Here is a 16967-nt window from a genome sequence, read left to right on the forward strand (position 1 = left end):
TGGATCACCTCAGCCGGCCACCACCGCGGCGATGCCCGTACTGTGAGGCCGCCCTCGACCAGCCACCTTGAAGGCAATCTGCCAAAGTAGTACTAATCGTGAGGTCCGGAGCCGCAGTGACGATCCGCCCAGACTGCCGGACCCAGTCACGTCGCATCCAAAGCCGCTACCAGCGCCGTGCCGCCGACCTGACGCTCGGTGGCCGGCGCGTCGAACTCCATGTTGTCGTACGACGCTTCTGGTGCGATGCAGCTGCCTGCAGGCGGAAGATCTTCGCCGAGTGTTTTCCCGACAGCGTTCTGTCCGCCTTCGCGCGACGCACCTCGCGGCTGGAGCAGATCGTCCATCACCGCGGTCTCGCGCTTGGCGGTCGGCCCGGTGCGGGCCTCGCCCAGCGTCTTATGCTTCCGGTCAGTCGCGTGGTGCCGGTCAGTCGCGACACGCTATTGCGCGTCGTCCGCCGTCGGGCGAAGACACCATCCGATCCGCTCGGCGTCATCTGCATCAACGATTTCGCCTGGCGACGCAACCACCGATACGGCATCCTGGTTTGCGATCTCGAACGCGGCTGCATCGTGGCGCTCCGACCGGACCGCGAACAGGCCATCGCACAGATCTGGCTGAAGGAGCGCGCCTCGATCGAGATCGTCGCCCGCGACCGCGGCGCAGGATATGGTGAGGCCATTGCCCGCGCTCTGCCGCAGGCTATCCAGGACGCTGACCGCGGCCGCCGTCGAGGAAAGGGTGCCGGTGCTGGTCGAGGCGCGCGAGGTGGTCGGCGCCTTCCTGACGATGGTACGAGGACTCGAGCTTGACCAATTCGAAGGATGGCTCAGGCGAGCTGAGGCGAGTCTCGCTGCCTCCTTCGCCTGCGGTGTCGGCCAGGACCGAGCCGCAGTTCAGGACGGGGGGACAGTTCACCAAGCTCAAGCTCGTGAAGCGCCAGATGTACGGCCGCGGCAAGATCGACCAGCTCCAAGCTCGCCTGATCGGCCTCTCACCTTGACGATCAGCGAAAGTGCGTTACGGCTATCGTTGGTGTTGAAACATACCGGATCGCGGTCGGCCGGATCGCCCGATCGGCGGTGTTGTTCAATAGGCAGACACGCCCCTCGTCGGGGAAGAGGATCAAGACGTTCCAGCGCTTGATCGTGTAGTCGTTCGCGTGCGCCACCGGAGCCTTGGCCGAGAGCTTGGCGCGTTTGACCCGCAGCCACGCCTTCAACTCGGCGACGAGGGCGGCCGAGCGGGCATTTCGATCGCACGGCGCTCGTCCGGTCCGAGGCCGTTGATGGTGCGCTCGACCGGGAAGATCGTGTCGATCCGCGTCACCCTCTCGATGGCGAGCGGAGCCTACTTCAGGTCAGCCAACTCGAAGAACTTGCGCAACGCGTTATCCGCAACTGAGAGCGCTCGGACGCTAGGTCTCCTGCGGCATCCGCCAGTCGATGCCTGAGAGCAGGTAGCCGAGTTGCACCGTTGAGATCGTCACGGCTCCGTCTGCCACCGACGGCCACAGGAAACGACCGCGGTCGAGCCGCTTCGTATAGAGGCGCGCCCCGTAGCCGTCGTGCCGAATCACCTCGATCAGGTCGCCACGCCGTCCGCGGAAAACGAACCGGTGGCGCGCCCCCTTTTCGGCTGGGACCGAGGTGCTGTCCAGGCTCGTCCGCCGCCAGTCGATCGCGCCGGCCGCGTGCCGGCGCGCCAGCAGCACCTGATGCAGCCCCGCCCACACGCCGGCCTCCTGCCAGTCGCGGAGGCCCGCCAGCAACTCATGCCGCAACCGGAGCATATCTCAGACGGCAGCATCTCCGAGGGCCGGCCCGAGCGCAGCACGAACAGGATGCCGGTGAACGCAGCACGGTTCTCGATCGGAAGCCGTCCGCCCTTCGGGCGCGGACGGGGCGGCGGCAGAAGCGGGGCGATCTCGGTTCAGAGATCGTCGGGAAACAAAGGTTGTGCCATACTCCACCAACGCCTTACCAACCGTATCGTACGGTTCTGTTAGGCGCTCAAAGCCTGCTGTTCCCGTCCAGCATCTGCTTTCAGCCGCTGGATTTCCGGCACGCCCATCCGGACGAACTGTTTGTTCCGAAACTGGAAAGTTGGCTCGGACATGCCCATTTTTCGGTAGATCAAGTTCAGTGCCGGACCGTTTTCCGGGTGCCGCAGGGCAACGGCGATCTGCTCGTTCGTGCAGCGTTTGCGAGGCATGGCATCCACCCCTTTCAGGGGACAGGATGCCCGGAAAACTTACGCTCGGCGCGAACCAGTTTGGCGGTTCAGCGCCAATTTGCCCTAGCGTACCAACCCCGTTATGAGAACACTTTGGCAGAGTGGCTAACAGGCGACGATAGACGCGCCGGGCAAAAATACAGTAACCAATTTGGGCAAGGATTAAAATGAACAGCAAAATCAACTTCATCAATACCAACCCGGCTAAACTCTCAGGGCTTTTGAAAGAAATCGAGTCAATTGAGGGGTCAGGAGTCTATTCGAACTATGGACCGATCAACCAATCATTTGAAAATAGAGCTATTGAAGAACTTTTTGGAGGAATTGGATCTTGCGTGACGAATTGTAATGCAACAATTGGATTGATGCTAGCTATCAAGGAGGCTACTCAATCTGCTAAAAGGAAGGGTCGCTATGCGATTATGCCCTCATTTACATTTGCAGCAACAGCGCATGCGGCGATTTGGGCAGGATTAACTCCGCTTCTTTGTGATATTGACGCTTTGACGTGGAGCCTTGATCCAGATCACGAGAACGAATTGATTGAGAAGTATGGTGATGAAATTGCCGTCATCGTACCGTATGCTACATTCGGAACAAATATAGATCTCGATCGCTACGAAACAATTTGTTGCGAAAAAGGAATTCCAACAGTAGTCGATGCCGCAGCATCATTGGGAAGTAAAAACGCAGCAGGGGACGGATTTGGAAAAGGATTCAACCAGTCAATAGTATATTCGATGCATGTAACTAAAACTTTTTCGACATATGAAGGGGGTTTAATTTATTCTAACGATGCCCAGCGGGTAAAACGTTTGCGCGCAATGGGTAACTTCGGATTCGAACAGCCGAGAACTGCTTCGCTGCCTGGACTGAACTCGAAACTTTCCGAGATAGGATCACTGATAGCACTCAAAAAATTAGATAGTTTCAAAGCTATTGTTGAGTCAAGATTCACAAAAGCGAATTTATATATAGATCAGCTCCCGGATTTCAAATTTCAAAAACAAACCGGGTCAATAACTGCGTATCAGTTTATGCCTATACTCCTTGATGCGAACCATGCTCCGAAACGTATGGCGATCGTCGAGGAAATGGCGTCACGTGGGATCATGACGGCTAACTACTTTAGCCCTCACATCGCAGAACAATCGTACTTCATGGAAACTTGTGTGGCAGAACGTCTAACTATTACTAACGAAATAGCTAGTAGAATATTATCACTTCCGTTGTACGAGAACATGTCCGATGAGGAAGTCGCTTTCGTCGCTTGGAACCTGCGTGACATTATATCAACGATGAGCTGAGACACTCAAAGTAAAATCTGCTGCAGCGGTGACCGTCTGAGGTGAACACGTGGATAAGTTTGCATTATTTTTTGACGCCGATTACTATAAAGACATGAACCCAGATCTGCCACTCAGTGGTGCAGATCTCTGGCAGCATTTCCAATCGGAGGGGTTCCGTGAAGGCCGTAATTATTTAAATTTTTCGAATCCAAGTGTTGCAGACTCAGTAATAAATCTTAAGCCGCAAGACCCTAGTAATCCCCTACACGTGCGGTTTGCAGCAGCTGAAGTATATCTTCAGACGGGAAATCCAAGTCTTTCGCTATCAATCGTGAGGGATACAGACGAATTTGCTGGCAATAGGGCTATTAGTATTGAACTTCGATCTCTTATTGCGCTGTCGAAATTGGAAGAAGCGACATCAAAAGCGATCCATTATTTTGAAGAAAAATTGTTAAGTATGAATTGGTACTCGGACCACTTGCTTATAATCAAAAGGTTGATCGAGACGCTTGCTTACAAGCTACGATACAAAAAAGCTTGGGAACTGTGTCAATGTTTTGAAGAGCATATTGACGACAAGATCACGCTCAGAGAGCTGGAATTTTTGTCGAAATGCAAGAGCACAAATCATTACATTGGTGCAGACTCCAGCTTATCTAGTTCCATAGCTTATCAGGCTGAAGCACGCCAGGAAGTTGACCTTGCAATTGCTGGCTATTCGCGTGCTATAGTATTAGGACATTCAGACAAAAATGCCATTGCGATCCATATTGATGATCTCGTCGTCTACAAGACTCGAGATTTTCTTGGGAAAAACCTGGTCGAAGAAGCAATCGACTATTTAATTTTCAGACTTTCCGGTGATCATATTAAGTCAGCCTCCGGCTATCAAGTCGCCAATGTTGTTTTGGAAGTTGCCGAGGCAGCAGTTTTCAATGATAACAATAATTTTGCGGAGCAGATGATAAAGCTAAGTCGGGAACTCAACAACTCTTTGCCGACGGAAGTCGTGCGGGAATTGGTTGTGCTGATAATGAATTCGCAAGAAAATAAAAGTGAACGTTCGTTGCCGGGCAGACAATTTTACAATATAGCAAGTCGATATACTCTAAATACAATATCATCGCAGGAAGAAAACGTCAGAGCTGTCGTAGAACGCCGAACGTCTGAGCTTGCGTATCGATGTGAAGTCAAAGGCTATGTCCGATCTGCACTGGATTTGTACCGGATCGTAGAGTTGATTTCTACGGCACCGACCGACGCATTAAGAAATAAAATCTCTATAATCGGGCGAATTGCGATTCAACAATACATGGAGGAGGGGTGCCAAGATGTCGCACTTGATCTTGCTGAAGATCTCCATTCAAATCAGTATATAAATAAACCGTCTTTACATAAGTTGATAGGCGTTTTAGATTATACTGAATTGAACAATCTAACGCATTCGATCTCGCGGCCTAAGCGGAACATCGATCCGCCGGTTTTGAAGTTTTTCAAACAGCCAGATCGGCTATCCGCGGTTAGAGGAGACCTCGTTGCACCCGCAACGTATGCTGCTGTTATCGAAAATTGCATTGCCTTTAGCCGAAGCAATCTTATTGTTTGCGCCGATCACGCATTGTATGATCTGGCTGCCAGCCCCATTGGTCCAACGGCCCGGCTTGGCGATGTAAACGTATGCGATAGTCAGATGTTGACTTTAGGAGCGAACGAAAATGCGATCCTAATTGAGAATCCAACCGGCAATATCATCCAAATGGGTAATGGTGTTGCAATGTTTGGTGTGCAATCACAAAACTATGGACATTGGCTACTTGAATTTCTTCCAAGAATGCTTGAGTTTGATAAAATTCAAGATTTCCCAGATGCGCCAATATATGTCGATAAAAATCTGCCGTCTACATTGCTTGAGTCCTTGAGGTTACTCAACTCGAATGGGCGCCGAATCGTCGAACTCCCGCACGAAGGACCATGTAAATTCGCTAATCTCATCGTCAGCGCTCCCTCGAACTTCTTTCCTTTGGATTTCAGATCTAGTTGCTCGGTTATCGATACAGTCTGGCCAACAGACGTCTTTTCAGAGCTTAAATCTAAAATCATCAGAGCAATCGACGGACAAAACCCAGGGCGCGTACATGCCAAAAGACGATTGTTCATTTCGAGGGAAGCTTACAACTCAAGAGCGTTGAAAAATGCTGCAGAGATTGAAAGTTATTTAGTCTCTCTCGGTTTTGACATCATCATTCCTGAAAAATTAACATTTTCTCAGCAGGTCAAAGCATTTCAATCAGCTTCTATTGTTGTAGGATCTTGCAGTTCGGCTTTGAGTAATGCTATATTCTGTGATTCCGAAACTCCAGTTGTAGCATTAATACACGATTTTCCTGCATTTAACTTCAATGGATATGCCAGCTTTATTGAAGCTGGAGGTTGCAATGTGACATTCATCCAAGGCAATGGCATTCCAGATGATAGTATTCATCCGTTTCATATGGACTATTCTATCAGACTGTCGGATCTGAAGTCGACAATATCGACTGTGATGCGCAACCAGTTTTTAGAGTTGATCCGTGCAACTCCAAGGAATAATAGTGATCGCATATTCACTGCGACATCTCTTATTGATCGAGACTATATCAGCCGACAGACAGGATTGGAATTCGCTAGTTTAGACGATGTCGTCAAATCTTATGTTTACAACCAGCTCCCACATGATGCTGATGCAAACGTACTGTTCGATACTCAGTATTATAGGCAGCAGCTTACCTTTGATATATCCGGTATTTGCACGTCATTGGAACACTATGTGCGAAGTGGAGCTGCAGATGGCTTGAGCCCATCTGTGCTCTTCGACACTCGCTTTTATCTGAGGATGTACAAGGATGTTGCTGAAAGCGGTGAAAATCCGCTTAGCCACTTTCTTCGTATAGGGTACATTGAAGGTCGCTTGCCTTTCGATACCTATACGTTCGAAAGACGTAAAGCAATAAACGCGCTTATCGAGAGAGAACCATCAAACTCTGTATTGATCGCCATAAATTATCTTCTCCACATTCTCAGTCGGAATCTTTTTGAGCTGTCTGAAGAGGTGGCGCCGGAAAAATTCCCATCTTTAGCCGGTTTGTTTCTAGCTGGATGTAACCAGCTGGAAATGGAGGGTCAATTCTCTGACGCAATAATGGGGTATCAGATTTTATCTAGAGTTTGTCCGGACCTTGCGATAGTTCACTATAAACTAGGTACCTTGCTTAGAAGGACTGGGCGACTGAATTTAGCTATGAGTAGGCTTCAAAGAGCTTTTGAAATTGCGCCTGAGGTGACTTATATCGCCGCGGCCCATCGCGCATTGTCAGATCATCTTTCTAGAGCTCAAGCGGACATTGAATCGGCCACACGTATGTCGGTCGAGGGAGCTGACGGAATTGCTAATCATCTTTTATCGAGAGCAGACGCTGCCTGTTGGACTGCGCAAAACTCCTTAAACAGGAATTCTGTTTCTGCGTTACCGAGTTCTGTCCCTTTCCTTCTATTTGATACAAGTTTTCCGGATCCTATTTCGAGTTTTAGATTTGGAGAATTTTCATATTATCTAGAAAAAATCCCAAGTTCTACTATTGTGTCATCAATATGGGATCTTTATCAGTTTGGTGCAGGAAGTGACTTTGCGAAGACGGCTTTAGACTATTGTGCTTCGAGCGGCGTGTCGAGGCATAGAGTCAAAGCATTCGACCATAGGCGGCCAATTCAGGCGGATTTTACATACACAGTCTTCCTAAATAATGCTGCAGTCGTTGCAAGTGAATTGTTTTACAAGACTGAGAAGTACGCCTTCACACTTTATCCAGGCGGAGGATTTAACGTTAACAATAAAGCATCTGATGTCTTGTTGGAAAGAGTCTGCCGAGATGGCCGATTAAAGGGTATTATTACGACTCAGAAACTGACGTATGATTATCTCGTGTCTAAGCAGTATCTGGACCCTGCCCTGATTATGCATAAGTTTGGAGGGTTGGTCCCTAGTTGTCTCAATCCCTTTCCCCTAAATAGAAAAAATTTCGGCTCAGATTTCGATGATGCTCTAAAGGTGTGTTTCGTAGCCCAAAGATATTCACAGTTCGGCATTGAAAAAGGATATGACATATTTGTCGAGGTCGCCTCTCGCTTTAGAGGACGCAAGGATATTGAGTTTCATGTTGTTGGAGGGTTTGATGCAAGTGTAATTGAACTGCCATATGGGACGAAAATAATTTATCATGGCGTTCAAGGATCTGACTTTTTTCCTAGTTTTTATGAATCGATGGATGTTGTCCTATCTCCGGCAATATCAAGTTTGGAAATGGACGGCTACCAGGGCTCGTTCGACGGGTTTCCAACGACGGCATGCGTTGAGGCTGGCGTTCGCGGAGTTGCCATGTTTCTTGTAGACTCTCTTAATCTAAACAAAAACATCGATGGAACTGAAGTACTCCGCAATGGGATCGATTTTGAATTAATTGTTCGCGATAGTGAGCAAATATGCTCGCTGCTCGAACGGTATCTCACTGATCGTCCTGCGCTTGCAGAGCTTGGCTTACAGGGACGAAATGCATTGTTGAGGATTTTCAGTATCGAAGAGCAGTTAATCCCGCGGCTGGCTTTTCTTACGAAAATCGCAGCGAATTGACCGGCTGGCTTTGGTCCGGGCTGATCGAGAAAAGCAGCCCGGACCGGGGGAGTTGCCGATAAATAGAGGTCAGAAGACGTGTGTGCAGCAGGTTGCGCTCAAGCTGTGCATGGCGTGACTTGCTCGATGGGTCGATCGGACAAGGTGTTGAACGGCGTCGCGATGGAGAGCTTATTATCGTCGCTGAAGGCGGCAGGCGAAGGCCTCGCGCACATGGCGCACAACCTTGAACCGGCCCGGCCCGTCGTCCAGGCTCTCGATCACGTCCTCGCCGATCCGTCGCAGGGACCCGCTGCAGGCCGGGCAGGTGGAGGAACTGGCATGGACCGCGCTCGCGCGGCATTCGGACATGGCCTGCCGGACCGGCTTGAGACGCGCAGTCTCGATCGCCTCGGTGATGGCCGGCGTAGGGGGCTAACGTTCGGCCTGATCGGTCTCCAGCGCCTCAATGCCCAGTTCGCGCTGCTCGACGCGCTCCCCAAGTTTCTCGGAGGAGGCGCGGAAACGCGCACGCTTTAACCGGTCAGGACGATGATCACCGTGTGCAATCGAGCGTCGAAGGAGTTGGACGCCCCGTTACGCGCCGGAGGGCGATCATGCCGCAGACGTTTGGATCGTACGCCGACACACTGGCTGCATCGACAACGGCCGGGAAGCGCTCGCCGTTCTCGAACCTAACCATTTTGAAAGAGTAAGGAGCTTTTTTCTAATACACGTCAGTTCCTTAGGCGCAATATCGAGCGGAAAATCATTGCCGCATTTTTGTACAAGAATTTCGTTGCAATTTCAAAAACGACTGCGGCCCGGATTTTTCAATCCAGGCCGCAGGTTAACGAGTTTAGAGGACGATTTGAAGGTCACCGCACATCAGAACGGGATGTCGTCGTCGAGGTCGTAGTTCGGCTTGGCGCCGCCGCCGCCCGAGGAGGGCCGGCGGTCGCCGCCGCCGGAGCGGCTCGAGCCGTAATCCTCGCGTCCGCCGCGATCGCCGCCGCGATCCCCGCCTCTGTCGCCGCCGCGGCTGATCTGGCCGCCGCCCTCGTCTTCGCCCGCGAAGTCGCCGCCGCCCCCGCCGCGTCCGTCGAGAATCGTCATCTCGCCGCGGAAGCGCTGGAGCACCACCTCGGTCGTGTACTTCTCCACACCCGACTGGTCGGTCCATTTGCGGGTCTGGAGCTGGCCCTCGATGTAGACCTTCGAGCCCTTGCGCAGATATTGCTCGGCCACCCGGGCGAGGTTGTCGTTGTAGATCACGACCGAGTGCCACTCGGTCTTCTCCTTGCGCTCGCCCGACGCCTTGTCCTTCCAGGACTCCGAGGTCGCGATGCGCAGGTTCACCACGGGGTCGCCCGAGGACAGGCGCCGGGTCTCGGGATCGCGCCCGAGATTGCCGACCAGAATCACCTTGTTGACGCTGCCCGCCATCTCATCTCTCCATCCGGTCCGATCTCACAGGGCATTCTTTTCCACGCCCGCGATGGCGGCGACTCTGGGCGTCCGGGCCGATCCCGGCAAGCGGTCCGTGCCGCTTGTGCCCGATTCCCACCGATCCGCCGCCGTATATGTTCTACATTTGTTCGCGAGTTCGAACAAGCGCCGCGGTGCTGCCCCGAATGGGAGCCCGGTTCAGGCCACCTTGACGACGAGCTTGCCGAAATTGGCGCCGCGCAGCATGCCGGCAAAGGCGGTCGGCGCGTTCTCCAGGCCCTCGACCACGTCCTCGCGGCCCTGGACCCGGCCCGCCCGGAGCCAGCCGCCGACATCGCGCAGGAAGTCGTCCTGCAGCGCGGCGAAGTCCCAGACGATGAAGCCGCGCAGGGTCAGCCGCTTGGTCAGCACGGCACGCATCAGCAGGGGGGAACGGTCGGGGCCGGGGGGCAATTCACTCAGATTGTACCCCGAGACGAGGCCGCAGACCGGCACGCGCGCGAAGTCGTTGAGCAGCGGCAGCACCGCGTCGAACACCGCCCCGCCGACATTTTCGAAATAGACATCGATCCCGTCCGGGCAGGCCCGGGCCAGCGCCTCGGGAAAATCGTCGGTGCGGTGATCGACCGCCGCGTCGAAGCCGAGCGTCTCGGTCAGGTAGGCGCACTTTTCGGGGCCGCCGGCGATGCCCACCGCCCGCGCGCCCTTGAGCCGGGCGATCTGGCCGACGAGGGAGCCGACCGGCCCGGTCGCCGCGGCCACCGCCACGGTCTCTCCCGCCTTTGGCCGACCGATCTCGAGCAGGCCGGCATAGGCGGTCATGCCCGGCATGCCGAGGAGGCCGAGGAAGCGGCTCGGCGGCCCCTCGGCCGGGTCGAGGCGGCGCAGGCCTTGGCCGTCCGAGACCGCGTAGTCCTGCCAGCCGGATTGGCTGAGCACGAGATCGCCCTCGGCGAAGGCCGGGTTTTCCGAGGCCACCACCTCGCTCACCGTCTGGCCGACCATGACCTCGCCGATCTCGACGGGCTTGGCGTAGGATTTCGCCGCGCTCATGCGCCCGCGCATGTACGGGTCGAGCGAGAGCCAGCGGGTCCGCAACAGAACCTCGCCCGGCTTCGGCGCCGGCATGCGCCCTTCCTCCAGGCGGAAATGCTCGGGGCGCGGCTCGCCGTGCGGGCGCGCGGCCAGCACGATCCGACGGTTGACGATGGCCATGGGGCCTCCGGCTGTTCGCGAAACGGAACCGGGCAGATGGGTCGCGCGCTGGTTCCGGCAATGCAGGGCAGGGCATGCGGGGAGGTGAGGATGGCGTGGAAGGTGGCGGCGGTGACGGCGGCGCTGATGGCGAGCAGCCCGGTGGGCGCGGCGGACGGCGACCCGCTGGCGGGCTATCGCTGGAAATCCCGGGTGCTGGTGCTGGCTGCCCCCGATCCGGGCGACGCCCGGCTCGCGGCCCAGCGACAAGCACTAGCCTCGGCGCGCGCAGGGGCGTCGGAGCGCGATCTCGTCACGGTCGAGGCGGTGGGCACGGGCGCGCAGGCTCTGCGGCTGCGCCGGCATCTCGGCCTGCCGGACGATGCCTTCCGGGCGGTTCTCGTCGGCAAGGACGGCGGCGCCAAGCTCACGGCGGCGGACCCGATCCCGCCGCAGCGCCTGTTCTCGACCATCGATGCGATGCCGATGCGGCGGGACGAGGCCAAGGGGCGCTGAGGGACGAAGGGGCGCTGAGGGGCGAAGGGGCGCTGAGGGGCGAAGGGGCGCTGAGGGGCGAAGGGACGCTGACGAGCGAAGGGACGCTGACGAGCGAAGGGACGCTGACGAGCGAAGGGACGCTGAGGCGCAAAAGGAAAGGGGCCGCACGCGGCCCCTTCTTCGTTCATGTCTGTCGGAAAAAGATCAGTAGCAGCGCTCGACCAGCACGCGGCGGTAGCCGTAGGGCGTCCAGGTCAGGCGCGGAACGGTATAGCAGCCGCCGCCGTAGTAGGGATCGTAGCCGACGGTCGAGTAGCCGTAGGGGCCGCCCCATCCGCCGTAGCCGCCCCAGCCACCGTATCCGCCGTAGAGCCCACCCGCGGCGAGACCCAGGCCGAGTCCGAGGCCGACGCCGCCGAGCCCGATGCCGCGGCGATAGCCCCAGCCCCCGCCGCGCCATCCGCCGTAGCCGCCGCGCCATCCGCCGAAGCCGGCGCCGCGATAGCCAAACCCCCGGCCGGCGAAACCACCGCCGAAACGCGGCCCCCCGAAGCCGCCACCGAAGCGGGGGCCACCGAAGCCGCCGCCGCGGAAACCACCGAACCCGCCGCCGAAGCCGCCGCCACGGAAGCCGCCGCCGTGAAATCCGCCGCCGCCGAAGCCCGGACGGGCATCGGCCGTGGCCGGGATCATCATCAGCGCGCCGGTCATCAGCGCCGATGCCAGAACAACCCGTTTCATCAGATCGTCTCCACCCGAGAGAGAGAATGAACCCCCTAGCTCGTTGTGAACGTTCGGGGAGTCGAATCGGTCCCTGCGACCGGGGGTCCCAAATGCGTGATGTGTTCGCGCCGGCGTACCGGGCAGGGCGTGCTTGAATGCTGCCATGCTTTCGGGTGAGGAGATCCGGCGCGGCCGAGCCGGCCCTCCCGCCTGCTTCCGAAGCGACCGCCGCCAGACAGGAACCGCCCGTGAAGCGCCGTCTCGCCGTCCTCGTCCCCGTCCTGCTCGCCTGCCTCACCCTCGCGCCGGAGGCGGCCCGGGCGCAGCCGGCGCCCGCCGGCAAGGGGCCGTGCAAGGCCGTCGAATCCGAGGGGCAGCCCTATACGGTCTGCACGGTCGACCTGACCCGCGAGCGCGTCCGCCTGTTCTGGCTCGGGCCGGACGGGCTGCCCTACGCCTCGCTGTCGAGCCTCGCCGCGCGACAGGGACCGCGCCTCAGCTTCGCGATGAATGCCGGCATGTACGACAAGGGGCAGGCCCCGGTCGGGCTCTACGTCGAGGAGGGCCGGGAGATGAAGGGCGTCTCCACCACCAACGGTCCGGGCAATTTCCACCTCAAGCCCAACGGCGTCTTCTACGTGAAGGGCGACCGGGCGGGCGTGCTCGACACGGCCCGCTACCTGCGCGCCAAGCCGGCCCCGGACTTCGCCACGCAATCGGGCCCGATGCTGGTGATCGAGGGCAAGATCCACCCCAAGATCTCCGAGGACGGCCCGAGCCAGAAGATCCGCAACGGCGTCGGCGTGCGCGACGGCGGCCGCACGGCGGTCTTCGCGATCTCGGAGCAGCCGGTGACCTTCGGCGCCTTCGCCCGCCTGTTCAAGGACGGGCTCGGCTGCCGCAACGCACTGTTCCTCGACGGCAGCGTGTCGAGCCTCTACGCGCCGGGCCTCGGCCGCTCCGACCTCAGCCGCCCGCTCGGGCCCTTGGTGGGGGCGGTGGCGCGGTGACGCCTACCGCTGTCCGTGGGCCGTGTCCTTGAACAGGTCCTTGTACTCCCGCGGCTGGCTGCGCCAGTACTGCTTGGGCGCGCGCACCCGGGCGCCGAGTTCGGCCGCCGCGTGCCAGGGCCAGCGGGGATCGTAGAGCAGGGCGCGGGCGAGCGAGACCGCGTCGGCCCGGCCCTCGGCCAGGATGCCCTCGGCCTGGGCCGGTTCGGTGATGAGGCCGACCGCGATGGTGGTCAGGCCCGTCTCCGACTTGATCCGCTCGGCGAAGGGCACCTGATAGCTCGGACCGAGCGGGATCTTCTGCGCCGTCGAGAGGCCGCCGGTGGAGACGTGGATCGCCGCCGCGCCGCGGCTCTTGAGGGCGCGGGCGAGTTCGAGGGTCTGGTCGAGATCCCAGCCCTCCTCGACCCAGTCGGTCGCCGAGACGCGCATCCAGACCGGCTTGCCCGCTGGCACGGCCTCGCGCACCGCCTCGAAGCATTCGAGCGGGAAGCGCATCCGGTTCTCCAGACTGCCGCCGTAGCGGTCCTCGCGGCGGTTGGAGAGCGGCGAGAGGAACTGGTGCAACAGGTAGCCGTGGGCGCCGTGCAGCTCGACGCCGTCGATGCCGAGCCGCATCGCCCGCCGCGCGGTCGCGACGAAGCCGTCGCGCACCCGCTTCAAGCCCTCGGCGTCGAGGGCGTGCGGCGGCGCCTCGTCCTGCCCGTGGGCCAGTGCCGAGGGCGCCTCGGTGCGCCAGCCGTCGACGGCTTCGGGCGCGATCTGCGCGCCGCCCTCCCAGGGGGCGCGGCTCGAGGCCTTGCGCCCGGCATGGTTGATCTGGATCGCCACCGGGATCGGCGCATAACCCCGCACCGCGTCGAGGACGCGGCCGAGCGCCCGCTCGGTGGCGTCGTCGTAGAGCCCGAGATCGCCGGGCGAGATGCGCGCCTCGGGCGAGACCGCCGTCGCCTCCAGGGTCAGCAGGCCGGCGCCCGATTGGGCCATCTGCGCCAGATGCATCAGATGCCAGTCGGTCGCCTCGCCGGCCCGGGCCGAGTACTGGCACATCGGCGCGACGATGATGCGGTTCTCGAGTTCCAGGTCGTCCAGGCGCAGGGGCGCGAACAGGCGTGCGGACATCGGCGGGCTCCGTCAGGGACAGCTGGCGGCCTATCTGGGATCCGCTTCCCCCCGCGGCCAGTTCCGGGGCCTGCGCGTCGAAAGCGGCCTGCGACGCCGGCGGCACGTCCCGGCGGGCTTCTCTCCGGGACGAACTCCTCCATCTGCATGGCCGGATCGGCCGCGCGAGGATCGTTCGAGATGGGAATGCTGGTCGAGGGCGAGTGGGTGGACAAGGGCTACGACACCGCCAAGTCCGGCGGGCGCTTCGAGCGTTCGGCCGCCGCCTTCCGCAACTGGGTGACGCCGGACGGCGCGCCCGGCCCCTCGGGCGAGGGCGGGTTCGCGGGCGAGGCGGGGCGCTACCACCTCATCGTCTCGCTCGCCTGCCCCTGGGCCCACCGCACCCTGATCGTTCGCCGGCTCAAGGGCCTGGAGGCGGCGATCGGCGTCTCCGTGGTCTCGCCCGACATGCGCGAGGAGGGCTGGGTCTTCCGGGCCGAGGAGGAGGGCGGTGTGCCGGGCTCGACCGCCGAGCCGCTGTTCGGCGCCCGGCGGCTCTACGAGATCTACCGGCGGGCCAAGCCCGACTATTCGGGCCGCGTCACGGTGCCGGTGCTGTGGGACAAGCAGCGCGAGACCATCGTCTCGAACGAATCCGCCGAGATCGTGCGGATGCTCGATGCCGGTTTCGGCGCGGACGGCCCCGACCTCTATCCCGAACCCCTGCGCGAGGAGATCGACGCGGTGAACGCCCGGGTCTACGACCGGGTCAACAACGGCGTCTACAAAGCCGGCTTCGCCACGAGCCAGGAGGCCTACGCGGAGGCGTTCACGGCCCTGTTCGCCGAACTCGATGCGCTGGAAGACCGGCTCGACCGGCAGCGCTACCTCTGCGGCGGCGCCCTGACCGAAGCCGATATCCGCCTGTTCACGACCCTGGTGCGCTTCGACGCGGTCTATGTCGGTCACTTCAAGTGCAACCGGCAGCGCATCGCCGATTATCCGAACCTCTCGAACTACCTGCGCGATCTCTACGCCCTGCCGGGCGTCGCGGAGACGGTGAATTTCGAGCAGATCAAGCGCCACTATTACGCCAGCCACGCGGGCATCAACCCGACCGGGATCGTGCCGCTGGGCCCCGAGCTTCATCCCGACGCGCCCAACGACCGCGCCCTGCGCTTCGGCGGTTGAGATCCGGATCGCCCCCGGGGAAACCCATCCACGACAAGGCGGCACAGGCCGCTCAGGAGGAAGACGACGCCATGACGACCCGCTCGCACACCCCGCTCCTTGCCCTCCTCGGCCTGCTTGCAGCCGGTCCGGCGCTCGCCCAGCAGGCGGCCGAGGTGAAGATGACCGGCCGGTGCGAGCGGCTGGTGATCGGCGGCCTCGACATCACGCAGAACTGCAAGGAGGAGCTCGTGAACACCGTCTCGCGCGGGCGCACGACCTTCGACTTCGCCGCCTGGGACGGCCAGACCCTGAGCTTCAGCGGGGCGGGCGCGCAGCACGAGCGCACCGAGGAGACCGAACAGCTCCAGCCCATCAGCCTCGTGGTGCCGGGCATGAAGAACAAGGAGGGCATCGCCCGCAGCCCCTCTCCCGCGGTCGGCTCCTGCAAGTTCTCGGCGCCCGAGCCCGGCAAGACCATGATCACCTGCGAGGCGACCTCTCAGGGCAAGATCTATGCGGGCGTCTTCGTGACCGACAACAAGGCCGCCAAGGAGGGGGCGAAGGAGGGCGCGGGCGGCCCGGCCGGGGCTGCGGCCAAGCCCTGAGCCGGCCACGGCCCCGGGGCGCCCGAAAACGTCTGGTCAGGGGCGGCGTCAGGCCCCATGTAACGGCCCGGTGCAACGCACGCGACGGCGCGTGTCTCAAACGATTCCCGAGGGCTCCATGCTCGAAGCCAACCCCGCCGCCGGCGCACCCGCCGCCGACGGTCTCATCACGGACACCACGACGGCGGGATTCCGGCAGGACGTCATCGCCGAGTCGATGAACCAGCCGGTGATCGTCGATTTCTGGGCGCCCTGGTGCGGCCCCTGCAAGCAGCTCACGCCGGTCCTCGAGAAGGTGGTGCGGGCGGCGGGCGGGCGGGTGAAGCTCGCCAAGCTCAACATCGACGAGCATCCGGGCGTCTGGCAGCAGATCGGTCAGCAGCTCGGCCTGCAATCGATCCCCGCGGTGATCGCGATCGATCGCGGCCGGCCGGTCGATGCCTTCATGGGCGCGGTGCCGGAATCGGAGGTGCGCGCCTTCGTCGATCGGCTCGCCGGCCCCTCCGAGATCGATCAGGTGCTGGAGGAGGCCGCCGCGGTCGCCTCGGCCGGGGATCTCGCCGCGGCCTCCGAGCTCTACGCCGCGGTGCTGCGCGAGGAGCCGGCGAACCTGAAGGCGATCGCCGGCCTCGCCAAGACCCAGCTCGAACTCGGCGAGACCGAGAATGCCCGGCAGGTCCTCGCCATGGTGCCCCCGGACAAGGCGGAGGACCCACAGCTCGCGGGCGTGCGCGCGGCGCTCGAACTGGCTGACCAAGCCGAGAGCCTGGGCGACCTCGCCGGCCTGCAGAAGCGCATCGAGGCCGATCCGAGCGACTATCAGGCCCGCTTCGATCTCGCGCTCGGCCTCAACGCCGCGGGCAAGCGGGACGAGGCGGTCGATCAGCTCGTGGCCATCGCCCGGGCCGACCGGAACTGGAACGAGGACGCGGCGCGCAAGCAGCTGCTTCAGTTCTTCGAGGCCTGGGGCCTGATGGACCCGGCCGCGATCCGCGGCCGCCGACAGCTCTCGACGCTTCTGTTTTCGTGAGCGCGGGGC

At 60.2% G+C, this 16967-nt stretch carries 13 protein-coding genes and 4 pseudogenes; 9 read left to right on the forward strand and 8 right to left on the reverse strand.

Annotation, left to right across the window (positions count from 1 at the left end):
• Positions 1-83 precede the first annotated feature (83 nt).
• Positions 84-1006 (forward strand): annotated as a pseudogene (locus ACPCJR_RS20575) (transposase); the annotation flags it as partial.
• Between the two features lie 3 nt (positions 1007-1009).
• On the opposite strand, the pseudogene ACPCJR_RS20580 reads toward ACPCJR_RS20575, so the two are convergent.
• The 4 genes and pseudogenes from ACPCJR_RS20580 to ACPCJR_RS20595 all read right to left on the reverse strand — a co-directional run.
• Positions 1010-1246: pseudogene (locus tag ACPCJR_RS20580) on the reverse strand (IS66 family transposase); the annotation flags it as partial.
• A 174-nt stretch (positions 1247-1420) separates the two neighbouring features.
• On the reverse strand, positions 1421-1582 hold the full coding sequence (gene tnpB, locus ACPCJR_RS20585) for an IS66 family insertion sequence element accessory protein TnpB (protein ID WP_391514874.1): 162 nt from the start codon (positions 1580-1582) through the stop codon (positions 1421-1423).
• 48 nt (positions 1583-1630) lie between these two features.
• Positions 1631-1929, reverse strand: a pseudogene (locus tag ACPCJR_RS20590) (transposase); the annotation flags it as partial.
• An 89-nt stretch (positions 1930-2018) separates the two neighbouring features.
• Positions 2019-2217, reverse strand: a pseudogene (locus ACPCJR_RS20595) (IS3 family transposase); the annotation flags it as partial.
• 188 nt (positions 2218-2405) lie between these two features.
• Between ACPCJR_RS20595 and ACPCJR_RS20600 the strand changes: the two are divergent.
• The 3 genes from ACPCJR_RS20600 (at position 2406) to ACPCJR_RS20610 (ending at position 8712) form a co-directional block, all read left to right on the forward strand.
• Entirely contained in the window at positions 2406-3545 is a 1140-nt protein-coding gene (locus ACPCJR_RS20600) for a DegT/DnrJ/EryC1/StrS family aminotransferase (protein ID WP_391514630.1), read from the forward strand.
• A gap of 49 nt (positions 3546-3594) precedes the next feature.
• On the forward strand, positions 3595-8193 hold the full coding sequence (locus ACPCJR_RS20605) for a glycosyltransferase 61 family protein (RefSeq protein ID WP_391514631.1): 4599 nt from the start codon (positions 3595-3597) through the stop codon (positions 8191-8193).
• Between the two features lie 147 nt (positions 8194-8340).
• Positions 8341-8712: a hypothetical protein gene (locus ACPCJR_RS20610; RefSeq protein ID WP_423452011.1), complete on the forward strand. Its 372-nt coding sequence runs from the start codon at positions 8341-8343 to the stop codon at positions 8710-8712.
• Positions 8713-9060: 348 nt separating this feature from the next.
• Here ACPCJR_RS20610 and ssb read toward each other — a convergent pair whose 3' ends face one another.
• Together ssb and ACPCJR_RS20620 are read right to left on the reverse strand one after the other, a co-directional pair.
• Positions 9061-9618 carry a single-stranded DNA-binding protein gene (gene ssb / locus ACPCJR_RS20615; protein WP_391514635.1) on the reverse strand — a complete coding sequence of 186 codons (558 nt, stop codon included), beginning with the start codon at positions 9616-9618 and terminating at the stop codon, positions 9061-9063.
• Positions 9619-9819: 201 nt separating this feature from the next.
• Positions 9820-10836, reverse strand: coding sequence for an NADP-dependent oxidoreductase (locus tag ACPCJR_RS20620; protein ID WP_391514637.1), 1017 nt, complete (start codon positions 10834-10836; stop codon positions 9820-9822).
• Between the two features lie 90 nt (positions 10837-10926).
• Here ACPCJR_RS20620 and ACPCJR_RS20625 point away from each other — a divergent pair, with 90 nt between their 5' ends.
• Positions 10927-11331, forward strand: coding sequence for a DUF4174 domain-containing protein (locus ACPCJR_RS20625; RefSeq protein ID WP_391514639.1), 405 nt, complete (start codon positions 10927-10929; stop codon positions 11329-11331).
• A gap of 186 nt (positions 11332-11517) precedes the next feature.
• Here ACPCJR_RS20625 and ACPCJR_RS20630 read toward each other — a convergent pair whose 3' ends face one another.
• A complete protein-coding gene (locus ACPCJR_RS20630; RefSeq protein ID WP_391514641.1) occupies positions 11518-12054 on the reverse strand; it encodes a hypothetical protein in 537 nt (178 codons plus the stop codon).
• Between the two features lie 230 nt (positions 12055-12284).
• On the opposite strand from ACPCJR_RS20630, the gene ACPCJR_RS20635 reads away from it, so the two are divergent.
• Positions 12285-13046, forward strand: a complete 762-nt coding sequence (locus ACPCJR_RS20635; RefSeq protein WP_391514643.1) for a phosphodiester glycosidase family protein — start codon at positions 12285-12287, stop codon at positions 13044-13046.
• Between the two features lie 3 nt (positions 13047-13049).
• Here the strand turns inward: ACPCJR_RS20635 and ACPCJR_RS20640 are convergent, their stop codons facing one another.
• A complete protein-coding gene (locus ACPCJR_RS20640) occupies positions 13050-14168 on the reverse strand; it encodes an NADH:flavin oxidoreductase/NADH oxidase (RefSeq protein WP_391514645.1) in 1119 nt (372 codons plus the stop codon).
• A 180-nt stretch (positions 14169-14348) separates the two neighbouring features.
• On the opposite strand from ACPCJR_RS20640, the gene ACPCJR_RS20645 reads away from it, so the two are divergent.
• From ACPCJR_RS20645 to ACPCJR_RS20655, 3 genes are all read left to right on the forward strand, one after another.
• Positions 14349-15341 (forward strand): glutathione S-transferase family protein, encoded by a 993-nt coding sequence (locus ACPCJR_RS20645; RefSeq protein WP_391514647.1) that lies wholly within the window; start codon positions 14349-14351, stop codon positions 15339-15341.
• Positions 15342-15412: 71 nt separating this feature from the next.
• Complete coding sequence (locus ACPCJR_RS20650; RefSeq protein WP_391514648.1) at positions 15413-15928, forward strand: hypothetical protein; 516 nt, start codon at positions 15413-15415, stop codon at positions 15926-15928.
• A 118-nt stretch (positions 15929-16046) separates the two neighbouring features.
• Positions 16047-16958, forward strand: a complete 912-nt coding sequence (locus ACPCJR_RS20655; protein WP_391514650.1) for a tetratricopeptide repeat protein — start codon at positions 16047-16049, stop codon at positions 16956-16958.
• The last annotated feature ends 9 nt before the right edge of the window (positions 16959-16967 follow it).

Origin of the sequence: Methylobacterium sp. NPDC097929 (assembly GCF_049543375.1) — a bacterium.
In the GTDB taxonomy this organism is placed as follows: Bacteria; Pseudomonadota; Alphaproteobacteria; order Rhizobiales; family Beijerinckiaceae; genus Methylobacterium.